The 18,998-nt window shown below is 52.5% G+C and carries 18 protein-coding genes; 5 read left to right on the top strand and 13 right to left on the bottom strand.

Annotated features, from left to right (window positions below):
• Positions 1–18: 18 nt before the first annotated feature.
• Genes FDW94_RS09625 through FDW94_RS09615 form a run of 3 tightly spaced genes read right to left on the bottom strand, consistent with a single transcriptional unit; the run spans position 19 to position 2,937 of the window.
• Positions 19–489, bottom strand: a complete 471-nt coding sequence (locus FDW94_RS09625; protein ID WP_003834454.1) for a DUF1456 family protein — start codon at positions 487–489, stop codon at positions 19–21.
• Between the two features lie 46 nt (positions 490–535).
• Positions 536–1,255 (bottom strand): two-component system response regulator BtsR, encoded by a 720-nt coding sequence (gene btsR, locus FDW94_RS09620; RefSeq protein WP_003840155.1) that lies wholly within the window; start codon positions 1,253–1,255, stop codon positions 536–538.
• Positions 1,252–2,937 (bottom strand): sensor histidine kinase, encoded by a 1,686-nt coding sequence (locus FDW94_RS09615; protein WP_003834458.1) that lies wholly within the window; start codon positions 2,935–2,937, stop codon positions 1,252–1,254. The genes btsR and FDW94_RS09615 overlap by 4 nt, the downstream gene beginning before the upstream one ends.
• Positions 2,938–3,162: 225 nt before the next feature.
• Between FDW94_RS09615 and mlrA the strand changes: the two genes are divergently transcribed.
• Together mlrA and FDW94_RS09605 are read left to right on the top strand one after the other, a co-directional pair.
• Positions 3,163–3,894, top strand: a complete 732-nt coding sequence (gene mlrA, locus FDW94_RS09610; protein ID WP_003027351.1) for an HTH-type transcriptional regulator MlrA — start codon at positions 3,163–3,165, stop codon at positions 3,892–3,894.
• 199 nt (positions 3,895–4,093) lie between these two features.
• Entirely contained in the window at positions 4,094–4,201 is a 108-nt protein-coding gene (locus FDW94_RS09605; protein ID WP_003027354.1) for a protein YohO, read from the top strand.
• Here FDW94_RS09605 and FDW94_RS09600 read toward each other — a convergent pair.
• The 5 genes from FDW94_RS09600 to bglX all read right to left on the bottom strand — a co-directional run bounded on the left by FDW94_RS09600 (position 4,182) and on the right by bglX (position 10,466).
• Complete coding sequence (locus tag FDW94_RS09600) at positions 4,182–4,913, bottom strand: ABC transporter permease (protein ID WP_137377493.1); 732 nt, start codon at positions 4,911–4,913, stop codon at positions 4,182–4,184. The two genes, FDW94_RS09605 and FDW94_RS09600, sit on opposite strands and share 20 nt — an antisense overlap.
• Positions 4,897–5,844, bottom strand: a complete 948-nt coding sequence (locus tag FDW94_RS09595; RefSeq protein WP_060683543.1) for an ABC transporter ATP-binding protein — start codon at positions 5,842–5,844, stop codon at positions 4,897–4,899. The genes FDW94_RS09600 and FDW94_RS09595 overlap by 17 nt, the downstream gene beginning before the upstream one ends.
• Complete coding sequence (locus FDW94_RS09590; protein ID WP_283205066.1) at positions 5,837–7,003, bottom strand: ABC transporter permease; 1,167 nt, start codon at positions 7,001–7,003, stop codon at positions 5,837–5,839. Before FDW94_RS09590 ends, FDW94_RS09595 begins: the two co-directional genes overlap by 8 nt.
• A gap of 15 nt (positions 7,004–7,018) precedes the next feature.
• On the bottom strand, positions 7,019–7,936 hold the full coding sequence (locus FDW94_RS09585) for an ABC transporter substrate-binding protein (protein ID WP_008785251.1): 918 nt from the start codon (positions 7,934–7,936) through the stop codon (positions 7,019–7,021).
• A 232-nt stretch (positions 7,937–8,168) separates the two neighbouring features.
• Entirely contained in the window at positions 8,169–10,466 is a 2,298-nt protein-coding gene (gene bglX / locus FDW94_RS09580) for a beta-glucosidase BglX (protein ID WP_003834471.1), read from the bottom strand.
• Positions 10,467–10,698: 232 nt separating this feature from the next.
• Here bglX and dld point away from each other — a divergent pair, with 232 nt between their 5' ends.
• Entirely contained in the window at positions 10,699–12,408 is a 1,710-nt protein-coding gene (gene dld, locus FDW94_RS09575) for a D-lactate dehydrogenase (RefSeq protein ID WP_137377491.1), read from the top strand.
• Between the two features lie 101 nt (positions 12,409–12,509).
• Here dld and pbpG read toward each other — a convergent pair whose 3' ends face one another.
• Together pbpG and FDW94_RS09565 are read right to left on the bottom strand one after the other, a co-directional pair.
• Complete coding sequence (gene pbpG / locus FDW94_RS09570) at positions 12,510–13,457, bottom strand: D-alanyl-D-alanine endopeptidase (protein WP_048234922.1); 948 nt, start codon at positions 13,455–13,457, stop codon at positions 12,510–12,512.
• Between the two features lie 180 nt (positions 13,458–13,637).
• Entirely contained in the window at positions 13,638–14,225 is a 588-nt protein-coding gene (locus FDW94_RS09565; protein ID WP_003834475.1) for a YIP1 family protein, read from the bottom strand.
• Between the two features lie 204 nt (positions 14,226–14,429).
• Here FDW94_RS09565 and FDW94_RS09560 point away from each other — a divergent pair, with 204 nt between their 5' ends.
• Entirely contained in the window at positions 14,430–14,999 is a 570-nt protein-coding gene (locus FDW94_RS09560) for a DedA family protein (protein WP_003834476.1), read from the top strand.
• Positions 15,000–15,037: 38 nt separating this feature from the next.
• Here FDW94_RS09560 and mdtQ read toward each other — a convergent pair whose 3' ends face one another.
• On the bottom strand, positions 15,038–16,477 hold the full coding sequence (gene mdtQ, locus FDW94_RS09555) for a multidrug resistance outer membrane protein MdtQ (RefSeq protein WP_137377490.1): 1,440 nt from the start codon (positions 16,475–16,477) through the stop codon (positions 15,038–15,040).
• Between the two features lie 169 nt (positions 16,478–16,646).
• Between mdtQ and FDW94_RS09550 the strand changes: the two genes are divergently transcribed.
• Positions 16,647–17,381: a class I SAM-dependent methyltransferase gene (locus FDW94_RS09550; RefSeq protein ID WP_137377489.1), complete on the top strand. Its 735-nt coding sequence runs from the start codon at positions 16,647–16,649 to the stop codon at positions 17,379–17,381.
• A gap of 257 nt (positions 17,382–17,638) precedes the next feature.
• Here FDW94_RS09550 and dusC read toward each other — a convergent pair whose 3' ends face one another.
• Complete coding sequence (dusC, locus tag FDW94_RS09540) at positions 17,639–18,583, bottom strand: tRNA dihydrouridine(16) synthase DusC (protein WP_137377488.1); 945 nt, start codon at positions 18,581–18,583, stop codon at positions 17,639–17,641.
• A gap of 61 nt (positions 18,584–18,644) precedes the next feature.
• Positions 18,645–18,998 (bottom strand): FAD-dependent monooxygenase (locus FDW94_RS24020; protein ID WP_249358375.1); only part of this gene is annotated, 354 nt, incomplete at its 5' end.

The following is an 18,998-nucleotide window of genomic DNA, read 5'->3' as shown; positions in this document are numbered from 1 at the left end:
GCGTCGCCCATTTTCTCTTTATGGCTTCGCGTTATGTACCCGTGATGTCAAACCACGCAGAAAATAACGCAGGAACTGATCGCCGCATTCGCGATAGTTCTTATGATCAGGTGCACGCATCATGGCGGTAATTTCCGGCATCGACACACGGAATTTCTGCTCGGTCATAATAGCCAGAATATCGTCGGTTTTCAGCGAAAAGGCGATACGCAGCTTTTTCAGCACCGTATTGTTATTAACACGACGCTCCAGCGCCAGTTCCGGTGCAGAATCATCTTTACCACGCAGATGATAAATCAGGCCGTTTAAAAAACCGGAGAGAATGATATCCGGGCAACGAACAAACCCAGCCTCATCTTCTTTTGTCATCCAGGTATCGAAACCTGCGGAGGTGGATTCCATGTCAGCAAGCGCAAGAATACGCACCATGTCGTTATTGTTCGCTTTCAGGGTGTAGCGCAGGCTACGAAGAATATCGTTACTTAGCATAGAGCCTTCAACTGTCGGTGATGCAATGGCGCGCAGTGTATCAGTTTTACAGTCCAATCGCCTCTTTTAGACTTTTAAGATAACGACGACTCACCGGAACGGTCAGTCCGTTACGCAAAATCAGTTCCGCCTGACCGTTGTCTTCCAGACGGATCTCCTGCAATTGCGCCATATTTACCAGATATTGCCGATGGCAACGCAGAAGAGGAGTACGGCTCTCCAGCGTCCTGAGCGTCAACTCAGTGAAGCCTTCTTTGCCATCGCTGCTCGTCACATACACACCACTCATGCGACTGCTGATAAACGCCACATCATCCATTTGCAGCAAATAAATCCGGCTATGGCCGCTGCACGGAATAAACTTCAGCGCCTGCTGATTTTCTGGCAGCAGTGATACATCCTGCTTAGTGCGCTCCTGACGCAAACGGATCAGCGTTTTTTCCAGCCGTGCTTCTTCAATCGGCTTGAGCAGATAATCAAACGCATGTTCTTCGAAGGCTTTCACCGCATACTCATCAAAGGCGGTCAGAAAAACAATGTACGGACGATGCTCGGGATCAAGCATGCCAACCATTTCCAGGCCGCTGATTCGCGGCATCTGAATATCAAGGAACAGAACATCCGGACGCAATTTATGCACCGCGCCAATGGCTTCCACCGCATTCGAACATTCACCGACAATCTCGATGTCGCTTTGCTCTTGCAACAGGATCCGCAGATTCTCCCGGGCTAACGGTTCGTCATCGACAATCAGCACTTTGATCATGCCAGTTCCTCCAGAGGAAGTCGTAAAGTGATTCGAGTAAAGCGGTCAGGTTCACACGCTACGCTGATGCCAAAATCATCGCCAAACCGCTCACGCAGTCGTTTATCGACCAGATTCATACCCAGTCCACTGGCTTCTGAGGTTGGCTGATACAGCCCGGCATTGTCTTCGATATCCAGCATCAGATATTGCCCTTCGCGACGGGCGGTGATCGATACTTCACCAGTATCCAGTAACTGAGAAGTACCGTGTTTAATGGCATTCTCCACGATGGGTTGCAGAGTAAAGGCGGGTAATTGCTGATGCGAAAGTTCTTCTGGCACCGTCAAGGTCACCTGAAGACGCGACTGGAATCGTGCCTTCTCAATTTGCAGATAAGCATTAACGTGTTCAATTTCATCGGCCAGCGTCACAATTTCCGACGGGCGTTTTAAATTTTTACGAAAGAACGTCGACAGATACTGCACCAGTTGGCTGGCCTGCTCGCTATCGCGTCGGATCACAGCTTTGATGGTGTTGAGTGCATTAAACAGAAAATGGGGATTGACCTGGGCGTGCAGGAGTTTTATTTCCGACTGCGTGAGCATCGCTTTTTGCCGCTCATACTGCCCGGCCAGAATCTGTGCCGAAAGCAGTTGGGCGATCCCTTCCCCCAGCGTACGGTTGATCGAACTAAAGAGGCGGTTTTTGGCTTCATACAGTTTGATGGTCCCCATTACCCGCTGGTTTTCACCTCGCAGAGGGATCACCAGCGTCGAGCCTAATTTGCATTGCGGGTGCAAAGAGCAACGGTAAGGAACTTCATTCCCATCGGCATACACCACCTCTCCGGTTTCAATCGCGCGTTGGGTATATGACGATGAAATAGGTTTTCCGGGTAGATGGTGATCGTCACCAATACCGGTAAATGCCAGCAGTTTCTCACGATCGGTAATCGCCACCGCACCGATATCCAGCTCTTCATACAGCACCTGAGCAACCTTCATGCTGTTAACCTCATTGAACCCCTGGCGTAAAATACCTTCCGTTGAGGCGGCAACTTTGAGTGCAGTGGCGGAAAAAGCGGAGGTATATTTTTCAAACATCGCCCGTTTATCGAGCAAAATACGCATAAATAAGGCGGCGCCCACGGTATTGGTCACCATCATCGGCGCGGCAATATTGCTGACCAACCGAAACGCATCATCGAACGGACGCGCAATTAATAAGATGATCAGCATCTGCACCAGTTCGGCAACAAAGGTAATCGCTCCCGCGGTCAGCGGACTAAAGACTTTATCGGTACGACCACGACGGGTAAGCACGCTGTGCACCAGCCCGCCGAGCAACCCTTCCACAATGGTCGAGATCATGCAGCTAAGCGCAGTCATCCCCCCCATCGAATAACGATGCAAACCGCCGGTAAGACCAACTAAACCGCCAACCACCGGGCCGCCAAGCAGCCCGCCCATCACCGCGCCAATAGCGCGAGTGTTAGCAATGGAGTCATCAATGTGCAGCCCGAAATAGGTGCCTAAAATGCAGAAAATGGAAAAAGTAACATAGCAAAGCAGTTTGTGCGGGAGTCGGATAGTCACCTGCATCAGCGGGATAAACAAACGCGTTTTGCTCATGAGCCACGCGATAACGAGGAACACACACATCTGCTGAAGCAGCAGCAACACCAGATTAAACTCGTACATACCCGCCAACCACACATCACTTAAAAGCGCGTAACATACATGGGCTGCGTGTAACTTTCTTTGAAGTGTTGCAAAAAAAGACGAATTTGTGAGAACGATCACTCGAAAGCGCGAGCATGGTTACAAAATCACCCATTCATAGATCAAAAAACAGACAAAACTACCTGGTTCGCAAAAGAGCGTCTAAAGTAAAACTGGGACCTCGCGAGCAAGAGTGAGACGACGATGGCGCTTTACACAATAGGTGAAGTGGCTTTGCTTTGTGATATCAACCCTGTCACTTTACGCGCATGGCAGAGGCGTTACGGATTACTTAAACCGCAGCGGACAGACGGCGGGCATCGCCTGTTTAACGATGCGGATATCGACCGGATCCGCGAGATAAAACGCTGGATAAACAACGGTGTTCAGGTCAGCAAGGTTAAAATGTTGCTCAGCAATGAGAGCATTGATGTGCATAACGGTTGGCGTGAACAACAAGAGACGCTGTTGAGCTATTTGCAAAGTAATAATCTGCATAGCCTCAGACTGTGGATCAAAGAGCGCGGCCAGGATTATCCCGCGCAAACGCTCAACACCCATTTGTTCATTCCGCTGCGCCGACGTCTGCAATGCCAACAGCCGATCCTGCAGGCGTTACTGGGGATCCTCGACGGCGTACTGATCAACTACATCGCGATTTGTCTTGCCTCAGCACGTAAGAAACAGGGGAAAGATGCTCTGGTGGTTGGCTGGAACATTCAGGATACGACCCGTTTATGGCTGGAAGGTTGGGTCGCCAGCCAGCAGGGATGGCGCATTGACGTCCTTGCCCATTCGCTGAACCAACTGCGACCGGAGCTGTTTGAAGGTCGCACCTTGCTTGTCTGGTGCGGCGAGAACCAAACGCCCGCTCAGCAGCAACAGCTGAATGAATGGCGCGCGTTGGGTCACGATATTTATCCACTCGGTATTTAGAGCCTGGCCCATTAGGGCTATTTTGCTTGCCATTTCGAACCTGGGCAGTGCTCAGAATCCTCACGTACTACGTGTACGCTCCGGTTCTTCCGCGCTGGCCGTGTTCAAACTGTCTGCGCCAATAACGCCTAATGATCCAGGCTCTTAATATTCTATTAACAAACGTGTACAATCCTTGAATTCACATAAGGAGTGCATAATGAGCGCAGCTAAAATCGGTGTCATTACCCTCTTCCTGCTGATGGCCATCGGCGGTATCGGCGGTGTCATGCTGGCAGGCTATACTTTTATTTTACGTGCCGGGTAAGATGCCTCGCTAATTTATCAAACCCGCGGTCAACAATTACCGCCGCCAGCGCGACCAGCAGCGCTCCCTGAATCACATAGGCGGTATTGAACCCACTCAGCCCGATAATAATCGGCGTACCCAGCGTGTTTGCCCCGACGGTTGAGGCGATGGTTGCGGTGCCGATATTAATAATCACCGACGTGCGAATCCCGGCCAGAATCACCGGGGCCGCCAGCGGCAACTCGACTTTACGCAGCCGCTGCCCCTGACTCATGCCCATTCCGCTGGCAATATCCATCACGCTGGGTGAAATTCCGCCGAGTCCCGCCAGTGTTGCCTGCAAGATCGGTAATACGCCATACAGGATCAACGCGATAATTGCCGGTTCAGGACCAAATCCCATCACCGGTACAGCTATCGCCAACACCGCAACTGGCGGAAAGGTCTGCCCCACGGCGGCGATGGTTTCCACCATCGGCCGGAATTCCGCGCCCCAGGGCCGGGTTACCGCTATACCGGCCCCGGTGCCAATAAGTACAGCAATCAGGCTTGAAATCCCCACCAGGCCAAAATGGCTCAGTGCCAGCACCGCAAAACTTTCCTGCTGATACACGGGACGCGGTAGCGCCGGAAATAGCGCACTGAACAAGGCCTGACTATGAGGCAACCCAACTAACAGGACCAGAAACAGGACAATAAGCCATAACAACGGATCAGCAAGACGTTTCACGGGTCGGCATCTCCGAAAGCAAATCACGAAAATGAAGCGTCCCGCAGGACACCCCCTGCGGGGTCACGACCGGCAAGACGTCGCAACCGCGCGCTACGAACACCGACAACGCATCACGCAGCGTCATTTCATCTACCAACGGTTCACCGGCTGTGTGTTCACCGCGACGGATAAAATCCCCTACCGTGCGAAGCGACAACAGACGTACGCCCAGTTCACTACGGCCAAAGAATGTTTGCACGAATTCGTTCGCCGGTGCTGTCAGCATCGACAGCGGCGTGCCTTGCTGCACTACCTTTCCTGCATCCATCAGAACCAGATGCTCCGCCAGCCTTAGCGCCTCGTCGATATCATGCGTCACCAGCACAATGGTACGCCCGAGCAGACGATGAATACGCGTCATCTCCTGCTGCAGCGCACCGCGGGTGACCGGATCCAGCGCGCCAAAAGGCTCATCCATCAGCAGTACCTGCGGATCTGCCGCCAGTGCGCGAGCAACCCCGACCCGCTGCTGTTGCCCGCCAGACAGCTGATGCGGATAACGATGGCGCAAACTGTCCTCAAGACCCAGCAGCGCCATCAGTTCGTCTGTTCGGTCATCAATACGAGAACGCGACCACTTTTGTAGCTGCGGCACCGTGGCGATGTTCTGCGCGACGGTCCAGTGGGGAAACAAGCCAATAGACTGAATCGCGTATCCCATGCGCCGCCTTAACTCCAGTACCGGTAGGCTGCGGATCTCTTCCCCGGCAAAGCGAATCTGTCCGCTGTCATGTTCAACCAGCCGATTGATCATTTTCAGCGTGGTGGATTTCCCGGAACCTGACGTGCCAATTAACACCGAAAAGCTGCCCTCCCCCAACCGCAGGTTAAGGTCGTCAACGGCTGTTTGCTGACCATAGGTTTTACTGACATGGCGAAATTCAATCATTGTTTGTTACCTTCAACAGCGCGAGCCCTAAATCAAACAGCGCATCAATCAATACCGCCAGTACCACAACCGGGATCACGCCCAGCAACACTAAATCGACGGCGCTACTGAGCAATCCCTGAAAGACCAGCGCGCCAAATCCCCCTGCGCCAATCAGCGCAGCAATCACCGCCATTCCCACCGTTTGCACCATCACTACCCGTAAATTGCGCAAGAAGACCGGCAATGCCAGCGGGAACTGCACCGAAACAAATCGCTGGAAAGTGTTCATCCCCATCGCTCGGGCGCTTTCCAGTACATCCTGCGGCACCTGATTCAACCCAGCCACAACGCCACGTACCAGCGGTAACAGCGCATACAGCACTAACGCAATAAGCGCAGGCGTCAGGCCGGTTCCGGCGACGCCGAGCGAACCCAACAAAGGAAAGTGCTTCACCAACCCGGCAAGGGGCGCAATTAACAGGCCAAACAGCGCGACTGAGGGAATGGTTTGGATGATATTCAGTACCGCAAAAACCGGCCCCTGACGGGAGACTGAGAAAGCACACCAGATGCCCAACGGCACACCAATAAGCAGCGCGGGCACCACGGTAGCGAACAGAATTGTCAGATGCTGCGCCAGGGCGTCGTTGAAGACATCCTGACGGTTGGCATATTCTTTAAGCAGGGATAGATCGTTAAACGTGCCGGAGAACAAAAGCACCAGCGGAAAAATAAACATTTGCGCGTGCAACAGCCAACGCCATGATGCCAGCTCGGTTATGCGACGAATGGCGTCACTAGCGGCCAGCAACATTAGTCCTAGCCCCAACCAGAACCCGCTGCCCAGGCTGGTTCTGGCCAGTGGACTTCCCGTCTGGGCCAGATACGTTGCCGTTGTTCCCGCGGTTACCAGCGCTGCAATAACCAGCAACTGGCTAATAACAAGCGTCAATATATTGCCGGACTTTCCCGGTACAAAGCACAGAAGAAACAGCAGCGAACAGGCTACTGCCAATCCCCACGCCATGTCGGGCCGGATATCCCAGAGTTGGCACCCCTCACCGGAGACCAGGCGATTAGGCGCATAGTTAATGAAAGGCAGCGCTGCCGCCGCGAAGGTAAGAAGTACCAGTAACAACAGCACCCGATTAACTGAAATCTTTGACAAAACACCCACCTGCTGCAAACTCCGTTACTTCACCCATCCTTTTTGCTTCAGGTAGTCTGCTGCAACTTTTTTCGCGTCCAGCCCCTCCACGGCAATACTGGCATTCAGCTGCTGCAACGTTTTTTCATCCAGGCTGGCAAAAACCGGTTGTAGCCATTCTCCCATTTGCGGGTAGTCTTTCAGCACCGATTCACGTACGACGGGTGCTGGCGCATAAATGGGCTGGACACCTTTGGGATCGCTTAAAGTTTGCAGACCGAGCGCCGCTACCGGGCCATCGGTGCCATAAGCCATCGCCGCATTGACTCCAGAAGTCTGCTGCGCCGCTGCTTTAATCGTCACCGCGGTATCTCCCCCAGCTAGCGACAACAGCTGATTTTGATTCAGTTTGAAATCATAGGCTTTTTCAAACGCAGGCAACGCGTCAGCCCGTTCGATAAATTCAGCAGAGGCAGCAAGTTTGAACGTTCCCCCGTCTTTCAGGTAGCGGCCTAAATCAGCAAGGGACTCAAGCTTGTTCTTTTGCGCGACATCCTGGCGTACGGCAATGGTCCAGGTATTATTGGCGGGTGCAGGTGTTAGCCAGACCAGCTTATTTTGCTCTGCATCCAGCTTTTTCACTTTCTCGAAACCGGCCTGCGCATTTTTCCACGCGGGATCATTTTCATCTTTAAAAAAGAATGCGCCATTACCGGTATATTCAGGATAAATATCCAGCTCACCGGAAGTGATTGCCCCACGCACTACTGGAGTGGTACCCAGCTGTACTTTATTGACGGTTTTCACGCCATGGCTTTCGAGCACCTGCAAAATAATGTTGCCGAGCAGCGCCCCTTCGGTATCTATTTTTGAACCAACCGTGACGGGTGACGCGGCCTGTAAGGGTAGGCTTATCGCGGCTAACAGCACCAGCGAACCCACCGATACTTTTGAGATTATCATGCTGTACTCCTCATCCTTTTGCGGCCCTTTTCAGAGACTTGAGGAAAAAGCATAGTCGAAAAATCAAGCCTTAACCTGGCAATTGGGTGGTAACGCTGAGAGTTATTAGCGGTAAGGCGATAATAAAATAAAAAAAATCCGGCAAACCCAATGTGAATTTGCCGGATGATACGACTTTGTCAGCCTGATAAGCGTAGAGCCATCAGGCATGCTGCATGACTTTATTCATCTATTACAGCAGTTCAAATTCGCCCTGCTTCACTCTGGCGGAATCCACGCCGATGAAAACGTTAAATTTGCCAGGTTCTGCATCGTATTTCATCTGCTGGTTCCAGAATTTGAGCGCTTCAATATCAATCGGGAAGCTGACGGTCTGGGTTTCACCTGGCTTAAGATTCACTTTTTCAAAACCTTTCAGCTGTTTTACCGGACGACTCATGGAGGCGGTCACATCCTGTAAATACATCTGAATCACCGTTGCACCTTCGCGCTTGCCGGTGTTGGTCACCTGCACGCTGGCCGTCACGGTTCCGTCACGCTTCATCGTCGGAGAAGAGAGCTTCACATCAGAAACCGTAAACGTGGTGTAGCTCAGGCCATATCCAAAGGGATACAACGGACCATTGGCTTCATCAAAGTAGCGCGACGTGTACTTGTTCGGCTTATCGGCGTTATACGGACGACCGGTATTGAGATGGCTGTAATAGACCGGGATCTGTCCAACAGAGCGCGGGAAAGACATCGGCAGCTTGCCTGACGGATTGTAATCACCAAACAGCACATCGGCGATGGCGTTACCGCCCTCCGTCCCGGCAAACCAGGTTTCGAGGATCGCATCGGCTTGTTGATCTTCCTTCACCAGCGCCAGCGGACGACCGTTCATCAACACCAGAACCAACGGTTTACCCGTGGCTTTCAGCGCGGCAATCAGGTCACGCTGACTTTGTGGAATGGTGATATCGGTGCGGCTGGAGGCTTCATGCGCCATGCCCTGCGCTTCACCGACTACCGCGACAACCACATCAGATTGCTTCGCGGCGTTAACGGCTTCATCGATCATCGCCTGCGGCGAACGCGGGTCAACCTTTACCGCTTCTTCATACAGGTTGAGGAAATCGACAATGCCTTTGTCGTTGGTGATATTCGCCCCTTTGGCGTACAGCACTTTGCCCTGATCGCCGACGGCATTTTTAATCCCCGTCAGTACCGTTACCGACTGATCGGCAACACCGGCGGCGGACCAACTGCCCATCACATCACGCTTGCTGTCGGCCAGCGGACCGACAACCGCCACTGTGGCCGATTTTTTCAGCGGCAACGTTTCCAGACGGTTTTTCAGCAGCACCAGGCTTTCGCGCGCCACTTCACGCGCCTCTTTGCGATGCAAACGGCTTTCTGCGTTGGTGTCCTGTGGGTCAGATTCTTTGGCCCCCAGATGGCTGTACGGATCGTTAAACAGCCCCATATCATATTTCACGTTCAGCACGTGGCGCGCGGCGTCGTCCAGCTCCGCCATCGTCACTTTGCCGGATTTAATCAAGCCCGGCAGATATTTGCTGTAATACTCATCGCTCATACTCATGTTGATGCCGGACTTGATCGCCACACGCACCGCATCTTCAGGATCGGAGGCGGTACCGTGCTTAATCAGTTCCTTAATCGCGCCGTGATCGGAAACGGTAATCCCCTTAAAGCCCCACTCATCACGCAGCACGTCTTTTAACAGCCAGGCGTCTGAGGTTGCAGGCGTACCGTTTAGCGAATTAAGACCCACCATCACCGCACCGCTACCGGCATCCAGCCCGGCTTTATACGGCGGCATATAGTCGTTGAACAGACGCTGTGGGCTCATATCGACGGTGTTATATTCCTTGCCACCTTCAACCGCGCCATAGGCGGCGAAGTGCTTGACGCTGGTCATCACCGAATAGCGGTCAGCCGGGCTTTTCCCCTGCATCGCTTCCACCATGGTTTTACCCATCGTAGCCGTTAAATACGTGTCTTCACCAAAACCTTCTGAAGCACGGCCCCAGCGCGGATCGCGAGAGACATCGACCATTGGCGCCCAGGTCATATTCAGACCATCATCGGCAGCTTCATACGCGGAAATACGGCCAACGGTTCTGACCGCATCGAGATTAAAAGAGGACGCCAGGCCGAGACTTATCGGGAACACGGTACGCTGACCGTGCAATACGTCGTAGGCAAAAAAGAGAGGAATTTTCAGGCGGCTGAGCTCCATCACCTGATCCTGCATTTTGCGGATATCCTGGCGCGTGACGGTGTTAAAAATTGCCCCAACCTGCCCGTCTTTGATCATCTCGCGGATGGCTTCTTTCGGGTTATCAGGCCCGACGCTTATCAAGCGTAGTTGCCCAATTTTCTCATCCACGGTCATCTGTTTAAGTAAATCGGTAACGAATGCATCCCGCGCTTCTGGCGTCAGAGGATGGTTACCAAACAGCGTGTCCGCCAGCGCTGGTTGCAACGCCAGACTCACCGCGACACCTACAGAACATAGCCATTTCATGTTGATTCTCTCTTTATTTTTTCCCGACGAGGCAGCGAAAATATAACAAAAACCGCAGTTTGCCGTAAGACTAAACGGGAGCGATAAAGAAAGCTAAGGTTATTCTCCTAATTTTCGAAACCAACGCGACTCAGTGGAAGACAACCCAGAGACAATGTGAATGAGAAAGCGTATTGTCATACAAAGCGCTATGCTTGTTTCTGATATTGAGTCCCACCACAAGGAGTGGAGAATGTCTTCCATTACAACAGATAATAAAGCTTTTCTGAATGAACTGACCCGTCTGGTAGGTCATTCACACCTGCTCACAGACCCTGCTAAAACCGCCCGCTATCGCAAGGGATTCCGTTCCGGTCAGGGCGATGCACTCGCCGTGGTGTTCCCTGGCTCGCTTTTAGAATTGTGGCGCGTCCTGAACGCTTGTGTCGCCGCAGATAAAATTATCCTGATGCAGGCCGCCAACACTGGGCTGACCGAAGGCTCTACGCCAAGCGGTAATGATTACGACCGCGAGATTGTCATTATCAGCACCCTGCGCCTTGATAAGCTGCACGTCATCGGCAAAGGCGAACAGGTGCTGGCCTATCCCGGCACCACGCTTTATTCACTCGAAAAAGCGCTCAAACCGTTTGGCCGTGAGCCGCATTCGGTGATCGGATCTTCCTGTCTCGGCGCTTCAGTGATTGGCGGTATTTGTAACAACTCCGGCGGCTCGCTGGTTCAGCGCGGTCCGGCATACACGGAGATGTCGCTGTTTGCGCGTATTGACGAGCAGGGTAAATTACAGCTGGTTAACCATCTGGGTATCGAACTGGGCCAGACCCCAGAACAGATCCTTAGCAAACTTGATGACGAGCGTATCAAAGATGACGATGTGCGCCACGATGGACGTCATGCACACGATCACGATTACGTTACCCGCGTCAGAGATATTGAGGCGGACACGCCCGCTCGCTATAACGCCGACCCGGATCGGTTGTTTGAATCATCCGGTTGTGCAGGCAAGCTCGCGGTTTTTGCGGTGCGTCTGGACACCTTCGAAGCCGAAAAAAACCAGCAGGTCTTTTACATCGGTACCAACCAGCCAGAGGTGCTGACGGAGATCCGCCGTCATATTTTGGCAAAATTTGAGCATCTGCCGGTCGCCGGTGAATATATGCACCGCGATATTTATGACATCGCTGAGCAATACGGCAAAGATACGTTTCTGATGATCGACAAGCTCGGCACCGACAAAATGCCGTTCTTCTTCACCCTGAAAGGTCGCACCGATGCAATGCTGGAAAAAGTGAAAATTTTCCGTCCACATTTCACCGATCGGGCAATGCAGAAATTTGGCCATTTGTTCCCCAGCCACTTACCCGCGCGCATGAAAAGCTGGCGCGATAAGTACGAACATCACCTGCTGTTAAAAATGGCCGGTGGTGGCGTGGCTGAAGCGCAAAACTGGCTAAGCGAGTTTTTCAAAACCGCTGAAGGCGACTTCTTTGCCTGTACGCCGGAAGAAGGCAGCAAGGCGTTTTTGCATCGCTTTGCGGCGGCTGGCGCGGCGATTCGTTATCAGGCCGTACATGCCGATGAAGTGGAAGATATTCTGGCGCTGGATATCGCGCTGCGCCGTAACGACACCGAATGGTACGAGCATCTGCCTGCAGAGATCGACAGCCAACTGGTGCACAAACTCTATTACGGCCACTTTATGTGCTACGTCTTCCACCAGGATTACATCGTGAAAAAAGGCGTGGATGCGCATGCGCTGAAAGAGCAGATGCTGGAGCTTCTGCACGAGCGCGGAGCACAGTATCCAGCAGAGCATAACGTCGGACATCTGTATAAAGCACCGGAAACATTAACCCGTTTTTACCGTGAGAACGATCCCACCAACAGTATGAATCCGGGTATTGGGAAAACGAGTAAGCAGAAGTTCTGGAAAGAGTCGTAAACCAGAAAAAGATAAGCGCCACCGGGCATGTTGCCGGGGGCGCTTCGCTTGCCCGGCCTACCGCTACATTAGCTATGTGTATGCCGGATGAGGTGTCTTATTTAATCGTTCTGTGCAGTTTGCTCGCTCGTCGCTGAACCCGCCGCTGCCATCTGCGCCGCTTTTTGCTTTTTATAGCTCAGCGCCGCTGCCGGAACCGGCATCACCTTGCCCGTTTCGATCCAGGTACGTAAACGGCTGGCATCGGCAAAGTGGGTATATTTACCGAACGCATCCATCACCACCAGCGCCACCGGTTTGTTATTGATCACGGTGCGCATCACCAGACAGTGGCCTGCCGCATTGGTAAACCCGGTTTTGGTTAACTGAATATTCCAGTTATCGCGGTATACCAGATGGTTAGTGTTACGGAATGGCAGCGTATAAGCCGGGTTGGCAAAGGTCGCCATATCTTCACGCGTGGTGCTTAACTGGCCAATCAGCGGATACTGCTTGCTGGCGATCAGCAGCTTGGTTAAATCACGAGCGGTCGAGACGTTATGAATCGATAAGCCGGTTGGTTCCACAAAGCGTGTCTGAGTCATGCCGAGCGCTTTCGCTTTGGCATTCATGGCCTTAATAAACGCGTTATAACCGCCAGGGTAATGATGCGCCAGGCTCGCCGCCGCACGGTTTTCTGATGACATCAGCGCCAGCAGCAGCATGTCTTTACGGCTAATTTCACTGTTCAGTCGCACACGAGAGTAGATGCCTTTCATTTCCGGCGTCTGGCTGATATCAACTTTCAGCTTCTCATCCAACGGCAGTCGTGCATCAAGCACCACCATCGCGGTCATTAATTTGGTAATCGACGCAATCGGACGCACAAGGTCCGGGTGGTTCGAATAGATAACTTTGTTGGTATTCAGATCAACAATCATCGCGCTACCGGACGCTATCTCAGGCTGAGAAGCTGCTGCGGTAGTTGCCGTTTTAGCCACGGCTTGGGGTGCAAAAGGAACGGCCAGCACCAGGGCAAGGCTTAATAATGAAACTCGGAATTTCAGCATGATGAGATTTCTGATAATGGTTCACGCACGTCACAACGCACACCGCCAGAGACTAAGTATTATCTCAAGCTAGCTCAGGCATCATAGCGATCCGGCAGGTTTGCCGCCACAGGAGAATCGTCTCGAAATGCTGCGTTGCTGACTTTTACGTCAACAACGCAGCGCAGACAGGTTTATCCGTCAGAATAACCGATAGCCGTAACCCCACAGGATTACCGTAATCGCCAGCAGAACTTCCAGTACCAGCACACCGATCGCCAGCGTCGAACTGGAAAAGCTCAGGCCTTCCTCTTTAGAGATATTCAGGAACGTCGGAATGCCGAGATAGAGTAAATAACCGGTGTAAAACAACGCAATGGTCCCCACCAATGCGCACAGCCAGACCAGCGGATAAAGTGCGACCAATCCGCTTAAAAACAGCGGCGTCGCAACATACCCTGCAAAGACCATACAGTGCGCCAACGACGGGCGCTGCGGGTAATTACGTGCCATCCACCAGATAACCCGGCCCATGACAGCGACGCCTGCCAGCATCACCCCGTAAAACAGAATTGCCATCGCAAATCCGGTCAACAGAGATAACTTCAGGATATTGCCATCGCCAAAATTCCAGCCGATTTGCGTGGTACCGATAAATGCGCAAACAACCGGGATTGCCGCCATCAGCAGTACATGGTGGGTATAGTGATGCGAAACACTTTCGTTTTCGCTGTTGATCACGTGCATTTCACGATCGGGATGGGAAAACAGCCCCCAGACATGGTTCATACCGCCCCCTTCTTGTCAGCTCCGGACCTCAACACTTCAAGTATAATTCAGCTTTTGATTATTTTATGTACACATGAAAAATACCGAAGCGCCGAAGCGCCATCAGGCATTAGGGAACTGAACGACGTTAAGCGCTACTATGCGTCTTTTCCGGCATCAAGTATTCATAGGGTGTATGCTATTACCGTGGAGGTCATACAACGTATGGATATAACGCATTATGTTGCGCAGTACGGCTATGCTGCGTTAATCATCGGCAGCCTGGCGGAAGGTGAAACCATTACCCTGTTAGGCGGCGTCGTGGCGCATCAGGGAGTCCTGAAATTCCCGCTGGTGGTACTCTCGGTCGCACTAGGTGGGATGATTGGCGATCAGTTGCTCTATTTACTCGGACGTCGTTTTGGCGGCAAAATTCTGCGTCGTTTCTCGCGCCATCAGGCGAAAATTCATTATGCGCAGAAAATGATCCAACGGCGTCCTTACCTGTTTGTGGTCGGTACGCGCTTTATGTACGGCTTTCGCGTTATTGGTCCCTTACTGATTGGCGCCAGTCACCTGCCGCCGAAGATCTTTTTACCGCTGAATATTCTTGGCGCGTTTGTCTGGGCATTGCTATTTACCACCCTCGGCTACGTCGGTGGTGAAGTGATCGCGCCGTGGCTGCACAGCCTTGACCAGCATATCAAGCATGGCATCTGGCTGGTGCTGGTTATCGGGATAGTCGCGGGCGTCCGCTGGTGGATGAAACGCCGAAGCACGCGTAAAGCGCAATGAAGATGGCCCGACAGCGAAACACCGGCGGGCCGATTAAATCAGGATGCGTGATAACCGCCGCCCAGCGCGCTAGTCAACTGGATTGAGGCATCCAGCCATTGGCCTTGCAAAAGCAGACCGTTGCACTGCTCACGTAATGCCGGGATCTTTGCCTCGCTAACCCTGGAGCCCGCAATAATACCCGCATTAAAGCGCGCCTGTGCCAGCCCCACTACGCGCTGAGCGTCATGTTCAATCTGCTGCTGATGCTGATTTTTCTGCGCCAGTGTTTCTACCTGCGATGCCGCACGTGCCACGTCATTCACCGCATCCACCACAGCTTTGTTGTAATTCGCCACCGTCAGGTTACTTTGCGTTTTCGTAATATCGAGATTCGCATTCAGCCTGCCACTGTCAAAGATTGGCAGCGTCAACCCGGCGGTTACGCCCATTTGCTGCGCGGAATGGCGGAACAGGTCACTCAGATGTAACGCATCCTGTTGTAAAAATGCCATCAGATTCACATCGGGATAAAACGCCGCTTTCGCCGCATCAATACTGCTCAGCGATGACTCAATGTACCAGTGTGCTGCCTGCAAATCTGGTCGACGGGCCAGCAGCGAGTAGCCCAACTGGGACGGGAGCTGACTTTCAACCACGGGCAGTTTGGTCGAATGGAGCTTCAGGGCAACGGACTGCGAGTTGCTCAACGCGCTTAGGCGCGCCTCAATCACCTTCATTTTACCGCTGACATCGTTCAGTTGCTGCTCCGTCTTGCTGGAATCGATATCGGTTTCAACACCTTCCACCGAAGAAGTGAGGCCGTTTTGATACAGTTGACGATCGACGGTAATCACATTTTGCTGCTCGCTTTCGATTTGCGTCAGCACGGTTTTCAGTGCGGCCTGCGTCTGCCATTCCCAGTAAAGACGGGAGACACCGCTCGCCAGTAGCTGCCGGGTTTGCTCGCGCTCAGCCTCACGCGCCTTAACGGCTCCAATGCGCGCAGTCACTTCGGCCCGATTCTTACCCCACAGATCCAGATTCCAGCCGGCGGTTAAACCAAAGGTTCCATTGGTGTACCACGGCCCCGTGGTTCCTGCTGCGGGATCGGTTATGGCGAAAGGTCCCATCAGCCCTTCGGCTGACATTCTCTGACGCTCAACGTCTGCGGAGAAGTCGATCTCCGGGCCATCTTGCGCTTCCACGGCCTTAGCCTGCGCCTCCGCCAGTTGAATGCGCTGTTCCGCGACCTGCATATCAGGAGAATTTCGCAACGTGCTGTCAATCAACGCATTAAGCTGGGGGTCGTGATATGCCTTCCACCACTGGCTGTCCGGCCAGCCATTTTTTAACGCGGCAGGCAATGTGGTATCGACATTTGCGGCAGGCGTCTGCTGTGACAGAGACTGACGGTCATCATGCATCGGCGCGCAGCCAGACATCAGAACAAAAAGCGGCAACAATGCCGTCGCGACAAAAACAGAATTACGATTCATGGAGATATACAGGTAAGAAAAGATGTGCAGAGATTACGACTTGTCGCTGTTGCTTTTTTAGTTACGCGTGGCAATACATCTTTGGCAATAAAAATATATAATCAGCAAAATATACACCTAGTGAATAATATAGATTAAATAATTTTAATAATTAATGGATGGAGATGTTATGTCACAGAATATCTATGACAATCCTGAGTTCTTTGCCGGATATGCCACGCTGGATCGTTCAGTAAAGGGACTCGACGGCGCGCCAGAATGGCCGACAATACAAGCGATGCTCCCCTCTCTTCAAGGCAAAAACATTCTTGATTTGGGCTGTGGATATGGTTGGTTTTGCCGCTACGCGTGCGATAATCAGGCAGCCAGCGTAATGGGACTGGATATTTCACAAAAAATGTTAACCCAGGCACACAGTATGACGCAGGGTAATGGCATCGTTTATCAGCGTGAAGATCTCGAAACGCTAACCCTGTCCCCAAATTCTTTTGACCTGGTTTATAGCTCGCTTGCCCTGCACTATTTGCACGATATAGAACGATTATTCGTAACCATTTACCAGTCATTAACACCAGGCGGTATGTTAGTTTTCTCTGCCGAGCATCCAATTTATACCGCACCGCTTAATCAGGGTTGGATAAAAGATAAATCCGGGCAGCTATCCTGGCCGGTTAATCATTATCAGCAGGAAGGTGAGCGCATCAGTAACTGGTTTGCTGAAGGCGTCAAAAAACAGCACCGTAAGCTGGCGACCTGGATTAATGCGCTGATTGCCGCCGGATTCGAGATCGTCTGTGTCGATGAATGGGGACCGTCCGCGCAACAGATTGCTGAAAACCCGGCTTTAGATGAAGAAAAAGAGCGGCCGATGGTGTTTCTGCTCAGCGCACGTAAACCAGCATAACAACGCCTCCAGGCAGAATGATTGATACTTTCCTATACTCAATCTGAACTTACCAAAAAAAGGAAAGTTAATGAAAATTCTGCTGTGGGTAATTCTGATTATTTTTCTGATTGGGCTATTGGTGGTAACAGGCGTGTTTAAGATGATTTTCTGATGTCGTCATTTCGCCCAGGCCTGATAGCAGAAATCTCAGGCTATTATTCTCTCTGATGCCGGATGGCGGCGTAAACGCCTTATCCGGCCTACTGGAGCTGAGTTCAGGCAGTAATATCAATAGTCTGAATCGCACGTGCGATATCCGGCGAATTATTTAACGCTCGAATTTCCTGAAACAGTTCTGTTGCCTCTGAATATTCTTTGCGCAAATACCCTAACCACTGCTTAATCCGCGCTACATGATACAGCCCGGTGTCCCCCTGCTTTTCAAGGCGGGTATATTTTTGCAACAGCGTCACGACTTCAGGCCACGGCATACGCGGCTCGTTGTATTTCACCACGCGGCTCAGGTTCGGAATATTTAATGCGCCACGTCCGATCATCACCGCATCGCATCCGCTGATGGCCATACAATCCTGGGCGCTCTGCCAGTCCCAGATTTCGCCATTCGCAATAACCGGAATGGTCAGCCGCTGGCGGATCTCGCCAATCGCCTGCCAGTTGATATGTTCGGCCTTGTAGCCCTGCTCTTTGGTTCGGCCATGCACCGCCAGTTCGCTGGCACCAGCCTGCTGGACGGCATCGGCAATTTCAAACTGCCGGTCGCTGTTGTCCCAGCCCAGACGAACTTTCACCGTCACCGGAAGATGAGCCGGGACCGCCTCGCGCATAGCTTTTGCGCCCCGGTAGATAAGCTCAGGATCTTTCAATAACGTTGCGCCACCGCCGCTACCGTTCACCAGCTTCGATGGACAGCCACAGTTTAGATCGACACCGTATGAGCCCAGTTCTACCGCGCGCGCGGCATTCTCCGCCAGCCACTGCGGATACTGTCCTAACAGCTGAATGCGAACCAACGTACCGGATGGCGTCCGGCTGTTGTTATGCAGTTCCGGGCAGAGTCGATGAAATACTTTTGCCGGCAGGAGCTGATCCACCACGCGCACAAACTCGGTGATGCACAGATCGTAATCATTCACTTCAGTCAGCAGCTCGCGCACCAGTGAGTCGAGCACGCCTTCCATCGGCGCCAGTAAAACACGCATATCGTCACCCGCAAAAAAAGAGGCGCTATGGTAGCGCCTCCGTTCGGGAGATTAAAGAGGCTCAGCGCGGCAACAGGCAGTTATCTTCTTTCCAACCGTACAGCCATTCCATACCGCGATAAAACTCCGCCTGCGATTTGTCTTTCCACAGCAGATTACGCACCTGCCGCTCGACGCCTGCGGCGTGGTAGACACGGCCCATTTCACGCGTTGACCAGACGATGCGTGCGGTACGCGGAATACGCACCGACTCATACAGCGCAAAGGCATCAGCCGCATCGCCATCACACTGCTGTAGCGCTTTACCGAGCGTTACAGCGTCTTCCAACGCCATACAGGCACCCTGCGCCATATATTGCGCCACCGGGTGCGCGGCATCCCCCACCAGCGTGATGCGGTCGGTTCCCCATTTTTC

This window comes from Citrobacter sp. wls757 (assembly GCF_005280935.1).
Lineage (GTDB): Bacteria > Pseudomonadota > Gammaproteobacteria > Enterobacterales > Enterobacteriaceae > Citrobacter > Citrobacter portucalensis.
Note: the sequence above shows the minus strand (reverse complement) of the source record. Positions and strands in the feature narration are given on the sequence as shown.